Source organism: Cellulomonas marina, from assembly GCF_900111925.1.
Lineage (GTDB): Bacteria > Actinomycetota > Actinomycetes > Actinomycetales > Cellulomonadaceae > Cellulomonas > Cellulomonas marina.
In genome coordinates this window covers 178,753-193,787 of the sequence record NZ_FOKA01000002.1, presented here as the reverse complement: position 1 = coordinate 193,787, position 15,035 = coordinate 178,753, and the positions used below count along the sequence as shown (strand labels likewise).

General features: G+C 78.5%; 16 protein-coding genes. 10 read left to right on the top strand and 6 right to left on the bottom strand.

Features of this window, described 5'->3' with window-relative positions:
• The first annotated feature begins 12 nt into the window (after positions 1-12).
• Genes BM048_RS03400 through BM048_RS03380 form a run of 5 tightly spaced genes read left to right on the top strand, consistent with a single transcriptional unit; the run spans position 13 to position 4,255 of the window.
• Positions 13-750, top strand: a complete 738-nt coding sequence (locus BM048_RS03400; RefSeq protein WP_090030823.1) for a DUF4129 domain-containing protein — start codon at positions 13-15, stop codon at positions 748-750.
• Positions 747-1,289: a hypothetical protein gene (locus BM048_RS03395; RefSeq protein WP_090030822.1), complete on the top strand. Its 543-nt coding sequence runs from the start codon at positions 747-749 to the stop codon at positions 1,287-1,289. The genes BM048_RS03400 and BM048_RS03395 overlap by 4 nt, the downstream gene beginning before the upstream one ends.
• The gene (locus BM048_RS03390; RefSeq protein WP_239078954.1) at positions 1,286-2,287 is read left to right on the top strand and encodes an AAA family ATPase; all 1,002 of its coding nucleotides are present in this window, start codon (positions 1,286-1,288) and stop codon (positions 2,285-2,287) included. The genes BM048_RS03395 and BM048_RS03390 overlap by 4 nt, the downstream gene beginning before the upstream one ends.
• 10 nt (positions 2,288-2,297) lie before the next feature.
• Positions 2,298-3,704 (top strand): DUF58 domain-containing protein, encoded by a 1,407-nt coding sequence (locus BM048_RS03385; RefSeq protein WP_090030820.1) that lies wholly within the window; start codon positions 2,298-2,300, stop codon positions 3,702-3,704.
• Positions 3,701-4,255 carry a hypothetical protein gene (locus BM048_RS03380; RefSeq protein WP_090030818.1) on the top strand — a complete coding sequence of 185 codons (555 nt, stop codon included), beginning with the start codon at positions 3,701-3,703 and terminating at the stop codon, positions 4,253-4,255. The genes BM048_RS03385 and BM048_RS03380 overlap by 4 nt, the downstream gene beginning before the upstream one ends.
• A gap of 27 nt (positions 4,256-4,282) precedes the next feature.
• Here BM048_RS03380 and BM048_RS03375 read toward each other — a convergent pair whose 3' ends face one another.
• Both BM048_RS03375 and BM048_RS03370 read right to left on the bottom strand, forming a co-directional pair.
• Entirely contained in the window at positions 4,283-4,816 is a 534-nt protein-coding gene (locus BM048_RS03375) for a metallophosphoesterase family protein (RefSeq protein ID WP_239078953.1), read from the bottom strand.
• Complete coding sequence (locus tag BM048_RS03370; protein ID WP_373308458.1) at positions 4,813-5,808, bottom strand: glycosyltransferase family 9 protein; 996 nt, start codon at positions 5,806-5,808, stop codon at positions 4,813-4,815. The genes BM048_RS03375 and BM048_RS03370 overlap by 4 nt, the downstream gene beginning before the upstream one ends.
• Before the next feature lie 139 nt (positions 5,809-5,947).
• Here BM048_RS03370 and yidD point away from each other — a divergent pair, with 139 nt between their 5' ends.
• Positions 5,948-6,226: a membrane protein insertion efficiency factor YidD gene (gene yidD / locus BM048_RS03365; RefSeq protein WP_090030816.1), complete on the top strand. Its 279-nt coding sequence runs from the start codon at positions 5,948-5,950 to the stop codon at positions 6,224-6,226.
• 250 nt (positions 6,227-6,476) lie between these two features.
• On the opposite strand, the gene BM048_RS03360 is transcribed toward yidD, so the two are convergent.
• The 4 genes from BM048_RS03360 to BM048_RS03345 form a co-directional block, all read right to left on the bottom strand.
• Positions 6,477-7,343 (bottom strand): sirohydrochlorin chelatase, encoded by an 867-nt coding sequence (locus BM048_RS03360; RefSeq protein WP_239078952.1) that lies wholly within the window; start codon positions 7,341-7,343, stop codon positions 6,477-6,479.
• Complete coding sequence (locus tag BM048_RS03355) at positions 7,340-8,434, bottom strand: uroporphyrinogen-III synthase (RefSeq protein ID WP_090030973.1); 1,095 nt, start codon at positions 8,432-8,434, stop codon at positions 7,340-7,342. Before BM048_RS03355 ends, BM048_RS03360 begins: the two co-directional genes overlap by 4 nt.
• A 119-nt stretch (positions 8,435-8,553) precedes the next feature.
• Positions 8,554-9,804, bottom strand: a complete 1,251-nt coding sequence (gene cobA / locus BM048_RS03350; RefSeq protein WP_090030813.1) for a uroporphyrinogen-III C-methyltransferase — start codon at positions 9,802-9,804, stop codon at positions 8,554-8,556.
• A gap of 178 nt (positions 9,805-9,982) precedes the next feature.
• Entirely contained in the window at positions 9,983-11,137 is a 1,155-nt protein-coding gene (locus BM048_RS03345) for an SDR family oxidoreductase (RefSeq protein ID WP_090030811.1), read from the bottom strand.
• A 240-nt stretch (positions 11,138-11,377) separates the two neighbouring features.
• Between BM048_RS03345 and BM048_RS03340 the strand changes: the two genes are divergently transcribed.
• From BM048_RS03340 to BM048_RS03325, 4 genes are read left to right on the top strand one after another with little or no spacing between them, the layout of a single operon-like run.
• Entirely contained in the window at positions 11,378-12,319 is a 942-nt protein-coding gene (locus BM048_RS03340; RefSeq protein ID WP_090030809.1) for an ABC transporter substrate-binding protein, read from the top strand.
• Positions 12,320-12,321: 2 nt separating this feature from the next.
• Complete coding sequence (locus BM048_RS03335) at positions 12,322-13,344, top strand: amino acid ABC transporter permease (protein ID WP_090030807.1); 1,023 nt, start codon at positions 12,322-12,324, stop codon at positions 13,342-13,344.
• A gap of 56 nt (positions 13,345-13,400) precedes the next feature.
• Complete coding sequence (locus tag BM048_RS03330) at positions 13,401-14,165, top strand: amino acid ABC transporter ATP-binding protein (RefSeq protein ID WP_090030972.1); 765 nt, start codon at positions 13,401-13,403, stop codon at positions 14,163-14,165.
• Positions 14,166-14,221: 56 nt separating this feature from the next.
• Positions 14,222-15,019, top strand: coding sequence for a transglutaminase-like domain-containing protein (locus BM048_RS03325; protein ID WP_090030805.1), 798 nt, complete (start codon positions 14,222-14,224; stop codon positions 15,017-15,019).
• Positions 15,020-15,035: the final 16 nt, after the last annotated feature.

The window sequence follows — 15,035 nt, the reverse complement described above, 5'->3', positions numbered from 1 at the left end:
TACGGTCGGGACGTGCCGCCCGACCGCCGCGAGGCCCGCCGCGCCGCCGTGGTCGCGCTGACGCTGGTGGCCGCCGGGGTCCTCGTCGTGGTCGGGGCCGCGGCCGGCGCGGACTGGACCACCGGCCCGGCGCGCCTCGACGCGTTCGCGCCGATCGCTCCCCCACCCGCACCGCTGCCCACCCCGGTCGCCGTCCCCGGCGCCGAGAGCGGCGCACCCACCGCCGGCGACGCCCCGTCGGGTGCCCTGCGTGTCGCGGCCGTCCTCGCGCTCGCGGTGCTCGCGGTCCTCGTGGCCCGCTGGGTGGTGCGCGTCGTCCGCCGGCAGGCCCGCGAGCGCGGGCAGACCGGTACGGCCGCCGACGGCGACCTCGCGCCGGGGGACGCCGGGGCCGGCGGCGACACGCTCGTGCCCGACCTGCCGGCCCTGCACCGAGCCGCGACCGCGGCGCTGGCTCGCCTGGACGCGCCCGGCGCGGGTGGCGACGACGTCGTCGCCGCCTGGTTGGCGGTCGAGAGGGCCGCCGCCGAGAGCGGCGTCCCGCGTGCGGTGACCTGGACGTCGAGCGAGCTCACGGCCGCCGTGCTCGCCGCCACCGACGCCGAGCCCGACGCCGTCCGCACGCTGCTCCGGCTCTACCAGCGGGCCCGCTACGGCGTCGGTCCGGCGGCGCGCCTCGACGCCGACGAGGTCGCCCTCGCCCGTGCGTGCCTGGTGACTCTCGCCCGCGACTGGCGCGTGCGGGCGTGAGGCGTCCGTGGCGCCGGGACCGCGCGGCGGGCGGCGTGCTGCTCGCCGCCGTGGTGGCCGGCCTGACGTGGGCCGCCGGCCTCAGGACGGCGACCGTCGGCCTGCTCGCCCTGGCGGTCCTCGTCGCGACGGCCCTCGTCGTGCGGGCCGACCCGCCCCCGGACCCCGTCCTGCCCCGGCCCGAGCCGCCGCCGGTCCCCGGCGCGCGCACGGACGTCGGCGACCTCGTGTGGGTCCTCACCACGCGCGGGGGCGACGTCGGCCTCGGGTTCCACCGCCGGCTGCAGGCCGCCGCACACGTGCGGCTGCGGGCCGTCGGCGTGGACCCGGACGACGCGGCTTCGGTCGTCGCCGCCCTCGGGCCGGCCGTCGCCGCGACCCTGGGCACGGCTGCGCCTCCCCGCACAGGCGCCGCCGTCGCCGCGCTGGACGCGCTCGAGCGGCTGCGCCCGGCGGGCGCCCCTCCCGGTGGGCCGACGACCGCCAAGTCCACCGCCTCGTCCACCGCACCGCCCGTCGCCCGAGGAGGCACCGCGTGACCGAGCCGTCCACCCCCAGCCCGCCGGCCGAGCCGCTGCCCGTGGCCGAGGTCGCCCGCCTCGGGGCGCGGGTGCTCGACGCCGTGCGCACGGTCGCGGTGGGCATGGACGACGCGCTCGGGCTGGCGCTCGCCGCCGTGCTGGCCGGCGGGCACGTGCTCTTCGAGGACGTCCCCGGACTCGGCAAGACGCTGGCGGCCCGGTCGCTCGCCGGCGCCCTGGGCCTGCGCTTCACCCGCCTGCAGTGCACGCCGGACCTCCTCCCGGCCGACATCACCGGCTCCTCGGTCTACGACCCGGCGCAGACGCGGTTCGAGTTCCGGCCCGGGCCGGTCTTCACCGGTCTGCTGCTCGCCGACGAGATCAACCGCACCGCGCCCCGCACGCAGTCGGCGCTCCTCGAGGCGATGGCGGAGCGGCAGGTGTCCGTCGAGGGCACGTCGTACCCGCTGCCGGCGCCCTTCCACGTCGTCGCGACCGCCAACCCCGTCGAGTACGAGGGCACCTACCCGCTGCCGGAGGCGCAGCTCGACCGTTTCCTCGTCCGGCTCGCGGTGGGGTACCCGGAGCGCGACGGCGAGGTCGAGGTGCTCCGCCGCCGGACCGCCCGGCGGCAGGAGCGCGCGGACGTCGCGGCGGTGACGACGCCGGCGCAGGTCCTGGCGATGCAGGCGGGGGTGGAGGCGGTCGACGTCGACGACGACGTGCTGGGCTACTGCGTCGACCTCGCGGCGGCGACCCGGCGGCACGAGGCCGTGGAGGTGGGTGCCTCCCCGCGCGGGTGCCAGGCGCTGCTCCTCGTCGCCCGGGCGCGGGCCGTCCTCGACGGGCGCGCGGTGACGCTGCCGGAGGACGTCAAGGCCGTGGCCGTGCCCGTGCTGGCGCACCGCCTCACGCTCGCTCCCGGGGCCTGGGCCTCGGGCCTGGCACCCGAGGTCGTGGTGCGCGCGGCCCTGGCCGCCACCCCCACGCCGCCGTCCGCACGCGCCGCCTCGTGAGCGCCGCCACGTGAGCACGGCGACCGGGGCGCGCGGGGGGTCGCCCGGGGCCTGGGGCTCGACCACCTGGGCCCGCACCTCGAGCGCGCTCGGCGTCGGCGCCGCGCTCGTCGCCGTGCTCGCCGGCCGCCCGGACCTCGCCGTGCTCGCCGTGCTCGCCGTCCCGCCGCTCGCGCACGGCGCGTGGGGGCTGCTCGTCCGACGACCGTCGCTCCCGCCCGGTGCGCAGGTCACCGCGGGGCACGAGGGGACGGCGGGCGCGGAGGTGCCCGCCCGCCTCGCGCTCGCCGTCCCGGCGGGCACCGACGCGGTGCACGTCCGGCTGCGGGGGCCGGGCGAACGGCACCTGCTCCTCGACGCGGCGCGGACGGAGGTGCCCGTCCGGGCCCGTACCGCCCGGACGGGCCTGCACCCCCTGCTCGCCGCCGACGCCCTCGCCCTCGGGACGGAGGGTGCGGTGGCCTCCGGGCCCGTGGCGGGCCAGCCGCTGCCGGTCCTCGTCCTGCCCGCCGTCGCGCTGCTGCCCGCCGCCCCCCTCCCGTGGCGCCTGCGCGGCGCGACGGGCCCGCACGACGACCGTCGCCCCGGTCACGGCACCGACCCCCTCGACGTCGCGCGCTGGCAGCCCGGCGAGCGGCTGCGGCGCGTGGACTGGCGCACGACCGTCCGCCGCAGCGCGGCCACGGGCGGCGTCGTGCACGAGCTGCACGTGCGGCGCAGCCTGGCCACGGCCGAGGCCTCGGTCGTCCTCGTCCTGGACTCGCGCGACGAGGTGGGCCCCGACCCGGCGACGTGGTCCGGCGTCCTCCCGGTGCCCGACGACGTGCGCACCTCCCTGGACGTCGCCCGCGCAGCCGGGGCGGCCCTCGCCCGCCGGTACCTCGAGCAGGGCGACCGCGTCGCGCTCGAGGACCTGGGCCGGCACGGCCGGCCCGTGCCCGCCGGGGGCGGGCGCCGGCACCTGCAGCGGCTCGTCCGCCGGCTCGCCGCGGCGGCCCCCCAGGACCGTCCGGCCCCGCGGCGCCGCGCACCGCACGTGCCCGCCGGCGCGCTCGTCGTCGTCCTGTCCACGTTCCTCGACGACGAGGCCGCCCGGCTCGCGCACGGCTGGCGGCGCGCGGGGCACCGCGTCGTGGCCGTCGACGTGCTGCCCGTCCCGCGCGCCCGGAGCACCGCGGTGCGCACCGCGCTGCGCCTCGTGCTGCTCGAGCGCGAGGACCGCCTGGCCGCCCTCGTCCGCACGGGCGTCGAGCTCGTGGCCTGGTCCGTCGACGGTCCTGCTGCCGACGCGGCGGGTGCGCGCGCGGCGCGGCTGGCGGCGCTCACGCGGCTGCGGCCCCGCCCCGGCGCGACGGGGCGGCCGGGCGCGGGCGTGAGCCCCGCGACCGCGCCGGGCGGCTCGGGGATGAAGTGGTGAGCGGGGACGGCGCGGCGGGCCGCCACGCCACCGTGGGACGGGACGCACGCGCGGGCCGGGACGACGCCGTCCGGGTCGAGGTGCCGGGGCTCGTGCCGGCCTGGCTCCTGCGTGCCGCCGGCGGCCTCGCCCTCGCGCTGGCGGTCGCGCTCGTGCCCGCGGGCGGCGGGCGCCTCCTCGCGGTCGGGCTGCTGCTCGGCGCCGCGGTGGCGGTGCGGCCCTCGGCGCTGCTCGTCGGCGTGGCGCTCGGCGGCGTCCTGGTCGGCGTGCTGCTCGCCGGACCCGTGCAGGGGCCGCGCCTGCACGCGCTGGTCCTGCTCGTGCCGGTCGCGCTCGTCGCGCTGCGCACGGCCGCCGCGGTCCCGGCGCGCGCGGTGGTGGACCGGCTCCTCCTGGCGCGCCTCGTGCGCCGGCTGCTCGTCGTGCAGGTCGGGGCGCAGGCCCTCGCGGTGCTCGCGGCGCTGCTCGGCGACCGCCCGCCGAGCACGGCGGCCGCGCTCGGCGCGGTCCTCGCCCTCGGGGGACTGGCGCTCGTGACGGCCCGGCGCTGACCCCCCGCGCCGGGCGACGACCGCCCGTCAGTGCGCCCGCGGCGGGAGGTGGTGCAGCGCGACGTCGGCCAGGCGCCCGCCCGTCACCGACGCCGTGACGTAGGTGCAGGTGGGCTGCCGGCGGCGGTCGGTCGGCGAGCCGGGGTTGAGCAGGCGCAGGCCCGTCGCGGCCGTCGAGTCCCACGGGATGTGGGAGTGGCCGAAGACGAGCACGTCCGCGCCCTCGTACGCCGCCGCGCAGCGCGCCTCGCGGCCCGCGGCGGGACCCGTCTCGTGCACGACGGCCAGCGCCAGCCCGTCCAGGTCGACCCGGGCCACCTCCGGCAGCCGCGCGCGCAGCGCCGGGCCGTCGTTGTTGCCCCACACCCCGACGAGGCGCGCGCCGCCGGCGGCCGTCCGCTCCTCGAGCGCGTCGAGCAGCGCGACGTCCACCCAGTCGCCCGCGTGCACGACCACGTCGGCGGCGTCGACCGCAGCCCAGACCTGCGCCGGCAGGTCACGGGCGCGGCGCGGGACGTGGGTGTCGGCGAGGAGCAGCAGCCGCAGGGGACCGGCGCTCACGCGACCCCCGCGGGCAGGACCGGGTAGCGCCGACGGGCCGGGACGCCCCGCAGCGCGTCGGCCGCGGCGAGGACGTCCTCGACCCCGACGGCCAGCAGCGCGGGATCCGGGTCGTCGGCGAACGTCTCCCCCCGGCGCACCCGGGCGTCCGTCAGCACGACGTGCGGCCCGTCCGCGGGCGGCCCCCACTCCTCCGGCGGGGCGGGACCGAACAGCACGACCGACGGCACGCCGTACGCCGACGCCAGGTGGGCCACGCCGGTGTCGGCGGTCACGACGAGGGCGGCGTCGTGCACGAGGGCGGCGAGCGCGCCGAGCCCGAGAGCCCCCGCGAGGACGTGCCGCTCGTCGAGCCCCGCGGCCGAGGCCACCGCACCGGCCCGGGGCGCCTCGGCGGCGCTGCCGGTGAGCACGACCTCGTCGCCCCGCGCGCGCAGCGCCCGCACGACCGCCGCGAAGCGTTCGACCGGCCACTGCCGCGCACCGTGGAACGCCCCCACGTGGACGACCGTCGCCCCGGGCCGCGGCGACGGGACCGTCGGGGGCAGCAGCCCCAGGTCGGCGGCGTCGGCGTCGATGCCGTGCCCCCGCAGCAGCCGCGCCCAGCGCTCCCGCTCGTGGATGCCGTGCCGCCACGGTGGTCCGTCCTCCGTGCCCGGACCCCGGTGGCCGAGCGTGCGGCGCGCGCCCAGGGCCGCCACGACGCCGCGGCTGTCGGGGCCGTCGCCGTGCAGGTTCACGGCGACGTCCGCGCGCCCCGGCGGCAGGTCGAGCGGCCCGTCCAGCCCGCGCGCCGGCAGCAGCGCGTCAACGCCGCCGACGAGGTCGACGAGCTCCTCCAACCACCCCGGCACCGCCAGGACGAGGCGGTGCCCCGGGAAGGCCCGTCGCAGGGCGTGCACGGCGGGCACCGCGACGAGCAGGTCGCCCATCTTCAGCGTCCGGACGGCCACGACCTCCGGGGTGCCGTCCGCGGGACCGAGCCGCCTCACGCGCCGGGTCCCGGGACGGTCGGGCAGGCGGCGGCGAGGAGGAGGGCTGCGAGCACGCGGCGATGCTAGGGCGGTCACCCGCCCCGCGCCGGGCGTCGCCCCCGCTGGCGCCGGGCGGTGGGACCCGTACCGTCGGAGGATGACACCTGCCGCCCGCCTGACCGTCCGGGGCATCGAGGCCTACCGCCGGCACCTGTCCCCGCGCAAGCACGGGGCCTGCGCCCACCGGCTCGCGCACGGCGGGGACTCCTGCTCGGGCGCCGTCGAGGGCTACGTGCGCCGTCGCGGCGTCGTCCGGTCGGTCGTCCCGACGGTCGTGCGGTTCGCGGCGTGCGCCCAGGCCTTCCGGCTGCTGCAGGCGGGTGACGTGCGCGGCGTGTGCTGCTGCGGCGGCATCCCCATCCCGTTCCGCTTCTGACGGCGGCGCCGGCAGCCCGTGTTGGTGCCGGTGCCGGCGCCGGTGGGGCGGTCAGTCCCAGAAGGGCGGGAGCTCCTCGTCGGCGTCACCGCGGGTGCGGGTCTGCTCCAGCGCGCGAGCGAGTGTCCGGCCGAGGGCGGGGGTGGCTGTGGTGCTCATGCCCTCACCGTCGGCCACCGGAGGCCCTCTCTTGAGGGACGGAGGTCCCCCGATCGGCCCAGGATCTGCCCCCGGACGGCCCCTGTTCGGATCAGCCCTCCGTGCGACGCCCCATCCCGACGAGCGCCGCCGTGGCCGCCACTCCGGCGACGAGCGGGACCAGCGCGCGGCGCGCCCGTCGCCGCCGGCCGGTCCGGCGCCGGTCGGCCGCCGCTGCCGCCGCCGCCGTGCTCGCCTCGACCTGCCCGACGAGACCCGTCGCCGCCGCGTCGAAGCGGTCGAGCACGACCGCCGCCAGACGGGGGTCCGGTGCCAGCGGGTCGCTGACGACGTCGGCTCCGGCCGCCAGCAGGCGGTCGTGGAAGAAGCCGGGCGCCAGCAGGTAGGACGCGATGACGACCCGCCCGCCGGGCGCCAGGTCGGCCCGCGCCGCCGCGACGGCGTCCGGGACGCGCGGCTCGGCCCCGGCGCCGTAGCCGACGGCGACCTCCCGCCCCAGCCGCCGGGCCAGCGCGGCCCGCACCTCCTGCACCGCCGCTGCCGCGGCCGGCACGCTCGAGCCGGCCGCCGCGAGCACGACCGCGTCGTCGGGCCCGAGCCCGGCGCCGGTCAGCCGGTCGACGAGCACGTCGACGAGGCGCTCGTCGGGCCCCAGCGGGGCCGCCGCCGCGGCGCCGGGCCGGTCGACGGCCCCCGCGATGTCGACGCCCGTGTGGAACCCGACGGACAGCAGCAGCGGGACCACCACAGCGCGGTCGGCGTCCGCCAGGGCACCCGTCACCACGTCGGCGACCTCGGGCGTCTGCACGTCGACGAACGCCTCCCGCACGTCGAGGTACGGCCGCGCCACGCGGACCGCGTCGAGGACGGAGGCGATGGCGCGCCGCCCCTCCGCGTCGTCGGTGCCGTGCGAGCACCCGACGAGCACGGGCGGGGCGGGGGTGGTGCGGGACGTCACGGGGTCTCCTCGAGCTCGAGCCGGTAGCCGCGCTTGACCACCGTGCGGATCAGGGTGCGGCTCCCGGTCGCCTCGCGCAGCCGGGCGACGGCCACGTCGAGGGCGTGGCCGTCCGTCGAGGCGCCGGGCAGCACCGCCAGCAGCTCCTCCCGGGCGACGACGCGTCCGCGGGCGCGGGCCAGCAGCCGCAGCACCTCCAGGCCCGAGGGGGTCAGGGGCAGCACGTGCCCGTCGAGGACGGCGGCGTTGCGGTGCACGTGCAGCGGTCCGGCGACGGTCCGCAGCGCCTCCAGCCCGCCGTAGTGGGTGACGACGGCGCGCACGAGCGAGCCGAGCCGGCCGCGGTCCGGCACGAGGGGCTGCGCCCCGTGCTCGAGCAGCGGCCTGGCCGTCACGGGCCCGACCGCCGCCAGCACGAGGCCCCCCTCGGCCGAGCGCCGCAGGATCCCGTCCGTGACGCCCGCGGCGTCGGCGGCCGCGAGCCAGGCCGCGGTGGCCGGGGCGGAGGTGAAGACGACCGCGTCGATCTCCCCCGCCGCGGTGGCGCGGACCGAGGTGGCGACCACCGCGGGGTCCGGCGGCGGACCCCAGCGGTACACGACGAGCGACCGCACCCGGGCGCCGGCCGCGCTGAAGGCGGCGTCGAGCCCGTCGTCGCCGGCGCCGTGGTGCTGGACGGCGATGTCGCGGCCGGCCACGCCCTCGTCGAGCAGGACCTCCGCGATCTCGGCGCTCGTCTCGGACTCGGCCACCCAGTCGGCGGTGAGCCCGGCGGCCTGGATGGCGCCCCGCGCCTTCGGGCCGCGCGCGATGATCCGCGCCCCGCGCAGGGTGGCGACGAGCCCCTCGGCCAGGCCGACGGCGTCCGCGGCCTCGACCCACCCGCGGAACCCGATGCCCGTGGTGACGACCACGGTGTCCGGCGGGTCGGCGACGAGGTCCCGCGTCGCGGCGACGAGGGCCGCGTCGTCGATGTGGGGAACCATCCCGAGCGCCGGCGCGTGCCGGATCGTCGCGCCACGCCGGGCGAGCGCCGCCGCGAGCTCCCCCGCCCGGCGGTCGGCCGTGACGAGCACGACGCAGCCCGCCAGGGTCTGGTCGATGGCCGCACGGTCGGCCGCCGTCGTCGCGGGGTCGTCGGCGACGCGGTCCGGGCCGCCCTGGGCCGGGGCGACCGAATCCGTGCTCGCGGTCCCGGTGGTCACGGCGCTCACGAGGCGATCGTGACGCCGGCTGCGGCGACGGTCCCGTCGAGGAGCCCGTCCGCGGCGACCCGCCCGAGGACGAGGACGGCCGGCGCGTGCACGCGCCCGTCCTGCGCCGCCGCCACGACCGCGTCGAGCCGCGAGCGCGTCACCCGCTGCCCCGGCAGGGTGGCGTTCTCGACGACGGCGACGGGCAGGTCCGGCGCCACGCCCACGGCCAGGGCCCCCGCCACGAGCTCGGGCAGCACCGCGACGCCCATGAGCACGACGACGGTGCACGTCTCCTCGCGCAGCCCGGTCAGCGCGGCCTCCGACCACCCGTCGTGGCCGTTCATCACCAGGAACGCGCCGACCGTGCCCCGGTGGGTCAGCGGGATGCCCGCCGCGGTCGGCGCGGCCAGCGCGCTGCTGACACCGGCGACGACCTCGACCGGGACGCCCGCCTCGCGGCAGGCCACGACTTCCTCGCCACCGCGGCCGAACACGAACGGGTCGCCGCCCTTGAGCCGCACGACGACGTGGCCCGCGAGCGCGCGGTCGACGAGCAGCCGGCCGATCTCCGCCTGCGGCACCGGGTGGTGCCCCGGCCGCTTGCCGACGTCGACGACCTCCACGCCCGGCGGCAGCTCGTCGAGCACGGCGACCGGGCCCAGCCGGTCGGTGACGACGACGTCCGCCTCCGCCAGCGCGCGACGGCCGGCCCGGGTCAGCAGGCCGGGATCCCCCGGCCCGCCGCCGACGAGGACGACGCGGCCCTGCCCGGGGCGCGGGCCGCGGCGGCGGCGCAGGTCCACCGCGCCCGTGTCGAGGTGCCCGAGCAGCGCGTCGCGGACGGCCACGGAGCGCCGCGGGTCGGCGCCGCCCGTGGAGACGACGCCGACGAGCAGGCCGTCGCGGCGTGCCGTGGCGGGCGTGCGGGCCGTGCCGGCGGCCGGCCGGTCGCCGCCCCCGGCGTCGACGCAGAACGTGCGGCGCTCGGCGGCCCAGGCGACGACCGCCTCGTCGACCGCGGGCACGCCCGTCGCGGTGTGCACCAGCCACGCGTCGTCGAGGTGCTCCGGCCGCACCCGTTCGGCGCGCCAGGTCACGCGGCCGGCACGCACGACCTGCGCCAGCGCCTCGCACAGCTCCGGGGCGACGACGAGGACCTCGGCGCCGTCGGCGAGCAGCGCCTCGGCCCGGCGCGCGGCGACGGGGCCGCCGCCCACCACGAGCACGCGACGGCCGGCGAGCTCCAGCCCGAGCAACGTCGTCATGCGACCTCCCCCTCCTCGGCCCGGTCCGACGGGACCACTATCGCGGCCCGGGACGGCGCCAGGGTAGGGAGTCCGTGTTTCGGGCGGACGACGCCGCAGGTGACGGGCGAGTCACGTGGTCCGCACAGGACGGGGGGCGGCCCTGTGAGGCCTCCCCCCGGCGGACGTCCGCGCGACGTCACCGCCGTGCGAGCGCGAGCGCGAGCGCACCCGCCCCGGCGACAGCGGCACCGGCTCCTGCGAGCACGCCCCGGTGCTGCGTGGCCCACAGCTGGGGGCTGCTGGTGGCGGCACGGTCGTCGAACTCCCCGTGCGCGCCGAGGTCACCGCCCACGGGCTCGTACAGGTTCGGGCCGAGGTCCGTGGGCGGGAGGTCGACCTGCTGGCCCGAGATGCCGGTCCGCGCGAGGTACCGGTCGAGCAGCGGCGCGGCCACGCGGTTGCCGAGGATCGTGCCGACCGTGCTCACCCCGACCCAGGTGGAGCGGCGCGGGTGCCGGGCGACGTGCGCCACGGCGGCCGCCCCGACCTCGGGCTGGTAGATCGGCGGCACGGGCTGGGCGTGCTGCGGCAGCAGGTTCTTCAGCCACGAGAACTGCGGGGTGTTGAGCGCCGGCATGTGCACCATGCACACGCGCACCCGGCTGCCCTGGCCCAGCAGCTCCGCGACGACGGACTCCGTCATGCCGACCATCGCGTGCTTGGCGCCGCAGTAGGCCGACTGGGCGGGGATGCCCCGGTACGCCAAGGAGCTGCCGACCTGCACGACGACGCCCTCGTCGCGCGGCACCATCCGCCGCAGCGCGGCCCGCGTGCCGTTGACGAAGCCGAGGTAGGTCACCGCGGTGGCGCGCTCGTAGTCCTCGGGCTCCACCTCGAGGAACGTGCCGAAGACGCCCGTCATCGCGTTGTTGACCCACAGCCCGATGGGCCCGAGCACGGTCTCGACCTCGTCGGCGGCGCGGTCCACGGCGGCGTGGTCCGCCACGTCGGTGGGCACGGCCAGCGCGCGCCGGCCACGGGCCGCCACGTCCTCCACCGCACCCGCCAGGCCTGCCCGGCCGCGGGCGAGGACCGCCACGTCCCACCCCTCGTCGGCCAGGCGGCGCACGATGGCACGGCCGAGACCGGCGGAGCCGCCCGTGACCACCGCGACGCCGCGGGGACCGGGGGCGGCCGCGAGCCGGACGAGGGGGCGCTCGTCGTCGCGCGCGTCCTCGGCGCCGGCGGGCGTGCCCTCCCCCGTGCCCTCCGCCGTGCCCTCCGCCGGGCGGTCGTCAGCCGGGCCGTCGGCGTGGTGCTGCCCGTCGTCGCGCGGGTCGAGGGGGTTCATGGGCGGCATGGGTCCTCCGGGGTGGGGCGCGCGCCCGCACCGGGCGGCGTGACACCACTCTCGTCCGCGCCCACGGGACGCGCACCCGGGCCGGGACACCCCCGCGTAACATCCGGTCGTTAGCGTGCCCCTCCGGCGTCGGCCGGGCCCGGCGACGCCCCTGACCCGACCGCGTCGGGCCCCGGTCCGCCGCGGGTCCGGCCCCACCGCCCGGTGCCCCGCCGGACCCTGGAGGAACCTGTGCGCTCCGCTCCCCTCGTCCTCGCCTCCGCCCTCGCGGCCTCGCTGCTCCTGGCCGGGTGCAGCGGTGAGGAGGCCGCCGAGCCGGCCGCGTCCGGGAGCGCCGGCTCCGGCACGGGCGCCGGCGCGGGCTCGTCGACGGGCCTCGACGTCTCGGGCGTGGAGGCCGACGAGGAGCTGGCGGCCCTGCTGCCCGCGGACGTCGCCGAGGCCGGCACGCTCGTCGTCGGCACGGACGCCTCCTACGCGCCGGCCGAGTACATCGACGAGGACGGCACGACGGTCGTCGGCTACGACGTGGACCTCATCACCGCCGTCGCCGCCCGGCTCGGCCTCGAGGCGGACGTCCAGCCCGCCGACTTCACCGGCATCATCCCGGCGATCGGCTCGCGCTACGACGTGGGCATGTCGTCGTTCACCATCACCGCCGAGCGCCTCGAGCAGGTCAACATGATCAGCTACTTCGAGGCGGGCGAGGCGTACGCCGTGCCGGCGGGCAACCCCGACGGGGTGGACCCGGATAACCTGTGCGGGCTCGTCGTCGGCGTGCAGACGGGCACCGTCGAGGACGAGGAGATGGAGGCGACCCTCATCCCCGAGTGCGAGGCGGCCGGGAACCCCGTCGAGCCGCTGCGGTTCGAGGCGCAGAGCGACGTGACGACGGCCCTGGTCGGCGGCCGTGCGGACGTCATGTGGGCCGACTCCCCGATCATCGCCTACGCCGTGGAGCAGACCGGCGGCCAGCTCGAGCAGCTCGGCGACGTGTTCGCCTCCGCCCCGCAGGGCGTCGTCGTCGCCAAGGACGACGCGGAGCTGACCGAGGCCGTGCAGGCGGCGCTGCAGTCGCTCATCGACGACGGCACCTACGGCGAGATCCTCGCCGCGTGGGGCAACGACGCGGGCGCGGTCGAGACGGCCGAGCTGAACCCCGCGGTCGACTGACGATGGCGGTCGACGGCGCGCGGGCACCCGCCGGCGCCCCCGGGGCGCCCGGCAGGGCGTCGGCCGGGGCGTCGGCCGGGGCGTCGGCCGAGCCGGAGCGCATCCGCGCGGTACCGGTCCGGCGCCCGGGCCGGTGGGTGTCCGCGGCCGTCGTGGCGGTGCTCGCCGCCATGGTGGTCCACGGCCTGGTGACCAACCCGGCCTTCGCCTGGCCGACGGTCGCCGAGTACCTGTTCCACCCCAACGTCCTGCGCGGCGTCGGGTGGACCCTGTGGCTGACGGTCGGGTCGATGGCGATCGCCGTGGTGCTGGCGGTGCTGCTCGCCATCATGCGCCGCTCGGAGAACCCCGTGATGCGCGGGGTGTCCTGGACGTACATCTGGGTCTTCCGCGGCACCCCCATCTACACCCAGCTCGTGTTCTGGGGGCTGCTGTCGGTGCTGTACCGGCAGATCTCGCTCGGGGTGCCGTTCGGCCCGTCCTTCGTCTCCTTCGACACGCAGGACCTGGTGACGGCCTCCCGGGCGGCGCTGCTCGGCCTGGCCCTCAACGAGGCCGCGTACCTCGCGGAGATCGTGCGCGCGGGCCTCCAGAGCGTCGACCCGGGCCAGTCGGAGGCCGCGCGCGCCCTGGGCATGAAGGAGGGCCGGATCCTGCGCCGGATCGTCCTGCCGCAGGCCATGCGCGTCATCGTGCCGCCCACGGGCAACGAGACGATCTCCATGCTGAAGACGACCTCGCTGGTCCTGGCCGTGCCGTTCACCCTCGACCTGAACTTCGCGACCAACGCCATCGCCAACCGCACGTTCCAGCCCGTGCCGCTGCTGCTGGTGGCCGCGATCTGGTACCTCGCGATCACGAGCGTGCTCATGGTCGGGCAGTCCCGGATCGAGCGGTACTACGGCCGCGGGTTCGACAGCCACCGCCCGGCACGGGGGCGGCAGGGCGCCATCAACGCCGCGGGCACCACGCCGGAGCCCGGGCCGAACGACGACATGGGCCGCCCGGCCGGAGGTGGCGTGTGAGCACGGGGACCGGCGTGGGCACGGCCACGGGTACGGGCACCGGCACGGACGTGCCCATGGTGCGCATGACCGGCGTGCACAAGTGGTACGGGCACGCCCACGTGCTGCGCGGCATCGACCTCGAGGTGCCGCGCGGCACGGTCACGGTCGTGCTCGGCCCGTCGGGCTCGGGCAAGTCCACCGCGCTGCGCTGCATCAACCAGCTCGAGGAGATCCAGGCCGGCGCCATCCGCGTCGACGGCGAGCTCATGGGCTACCGCGAGGGCGTGCGGCGCGGGACGCCGACCCTGTTCCGGCTGCACCCGAAGGTCGTCGCCCGGCAGCGCTCGCGCATCGGCATGGTCTTCCAGCGCTTCAACCTGTTCCCGCACATGACCGCGGCGGGCAACGTCGTCGAGGCGCAGGTGCAGGTGCTCGGCAGGCCGAAGGCGCAGGCGCGCGAGCGGGCGCTGGAGCTGCTGGGCCGCGTCGGCCTGTCCGACCGCACCGACCACTACCCCGCCCAGCTCTCCGGGGGCCAGCAGCAGCGCGTCGCGATCGCGCGCGCCCTGGCGATGGACCCCGAGCTCATGCTGTTCGACGAGCCGACGTCCGCCCTGGACCCCGAGCTCGTCGGCGAGGTGCTGGGCGTCATGCGCGACCTCGCGGCCAGCGGCATGACGATGGTCGTCGTCACCCACGAGACGGGGTTCGCCCGGGAGGTCGCCGACCAGGCGGTCTTCATGGCCGACGGCGTCGTCGTCGAGCACGGGTCGCCGGAACGGGTGCTCGTCGACCCGACCGAGCAGCGCACGCGCGACTTCCTGGCCCGCGTGCTCTGACGCACGTCACACCCCGCCGCCCGGCCGCCCCAGCCCGCGACGACGAGACTGGTCGCATGCAGCGCGACGTGACCGCCCACCTGACCCTCGACGTGCAGCGGCCCGCCACGCTCGTCCTCGAGCTGGCCGTCGCGCGCGGTGCCGGGCTGACGGTCGACGAGACGTGGGACCTGACCGTGGACGGGCACCCCGTCGAGCCGCAGGAGCTCGTCGTCGAGCACGGCACGCGGTGGCACGTCCTGGACGCGCCCGTCGGGCAGCTGCGCCTCGACTACACCGCCCGCGTGACGGGGCGCGCCGAGCCGGCCCCGGTCGAGCGGGCGGACCTCCTGCGCTACCTGCGCCCCAGCCGCTACTGCGAGTCGGACACGCTGGGCCCGACCGCCCGCGCGCACTTCGGCGGGCTGTCGGGCGCCGACCTCCTGGCGGCGGTGAGCTCCTGGGTCGGGACGCAGCTCGCGTACGTCCCCGGCGCGAGCCTGCCGACGGACGGCGCGGTGCGCACGCTGCTGGCCCGCCAGGGCGTGTGCCGCGACTACGCGCACCTCGTCGTCGCGCTGCTGCGCGCCCTCGACGTGCCGGCGCGGCTGGTCGCCGTCTACGCGCCGGGGCTCGACCCCATGGACTTCCACGCCGTCGCCGAGGCCTTCGTGGACGGCGCCTGGCACGTCGTCGACGCCACCACGCTGGCGCCGCGGAGCACCCTCGTGCGGATCGCGACCGGCCGCGACGCCTCCGACACGGCCTTCCTCTCCGTCCACCACGGGGTGGCCCTCCTCGGGGAGCTCGCGGTCACCACCGTCGTCGACGTCCTGCCCGACGACGACGTCACGCAGCTCGTCGCGCTCGGCTGACCCGGTCGGCCGGGGC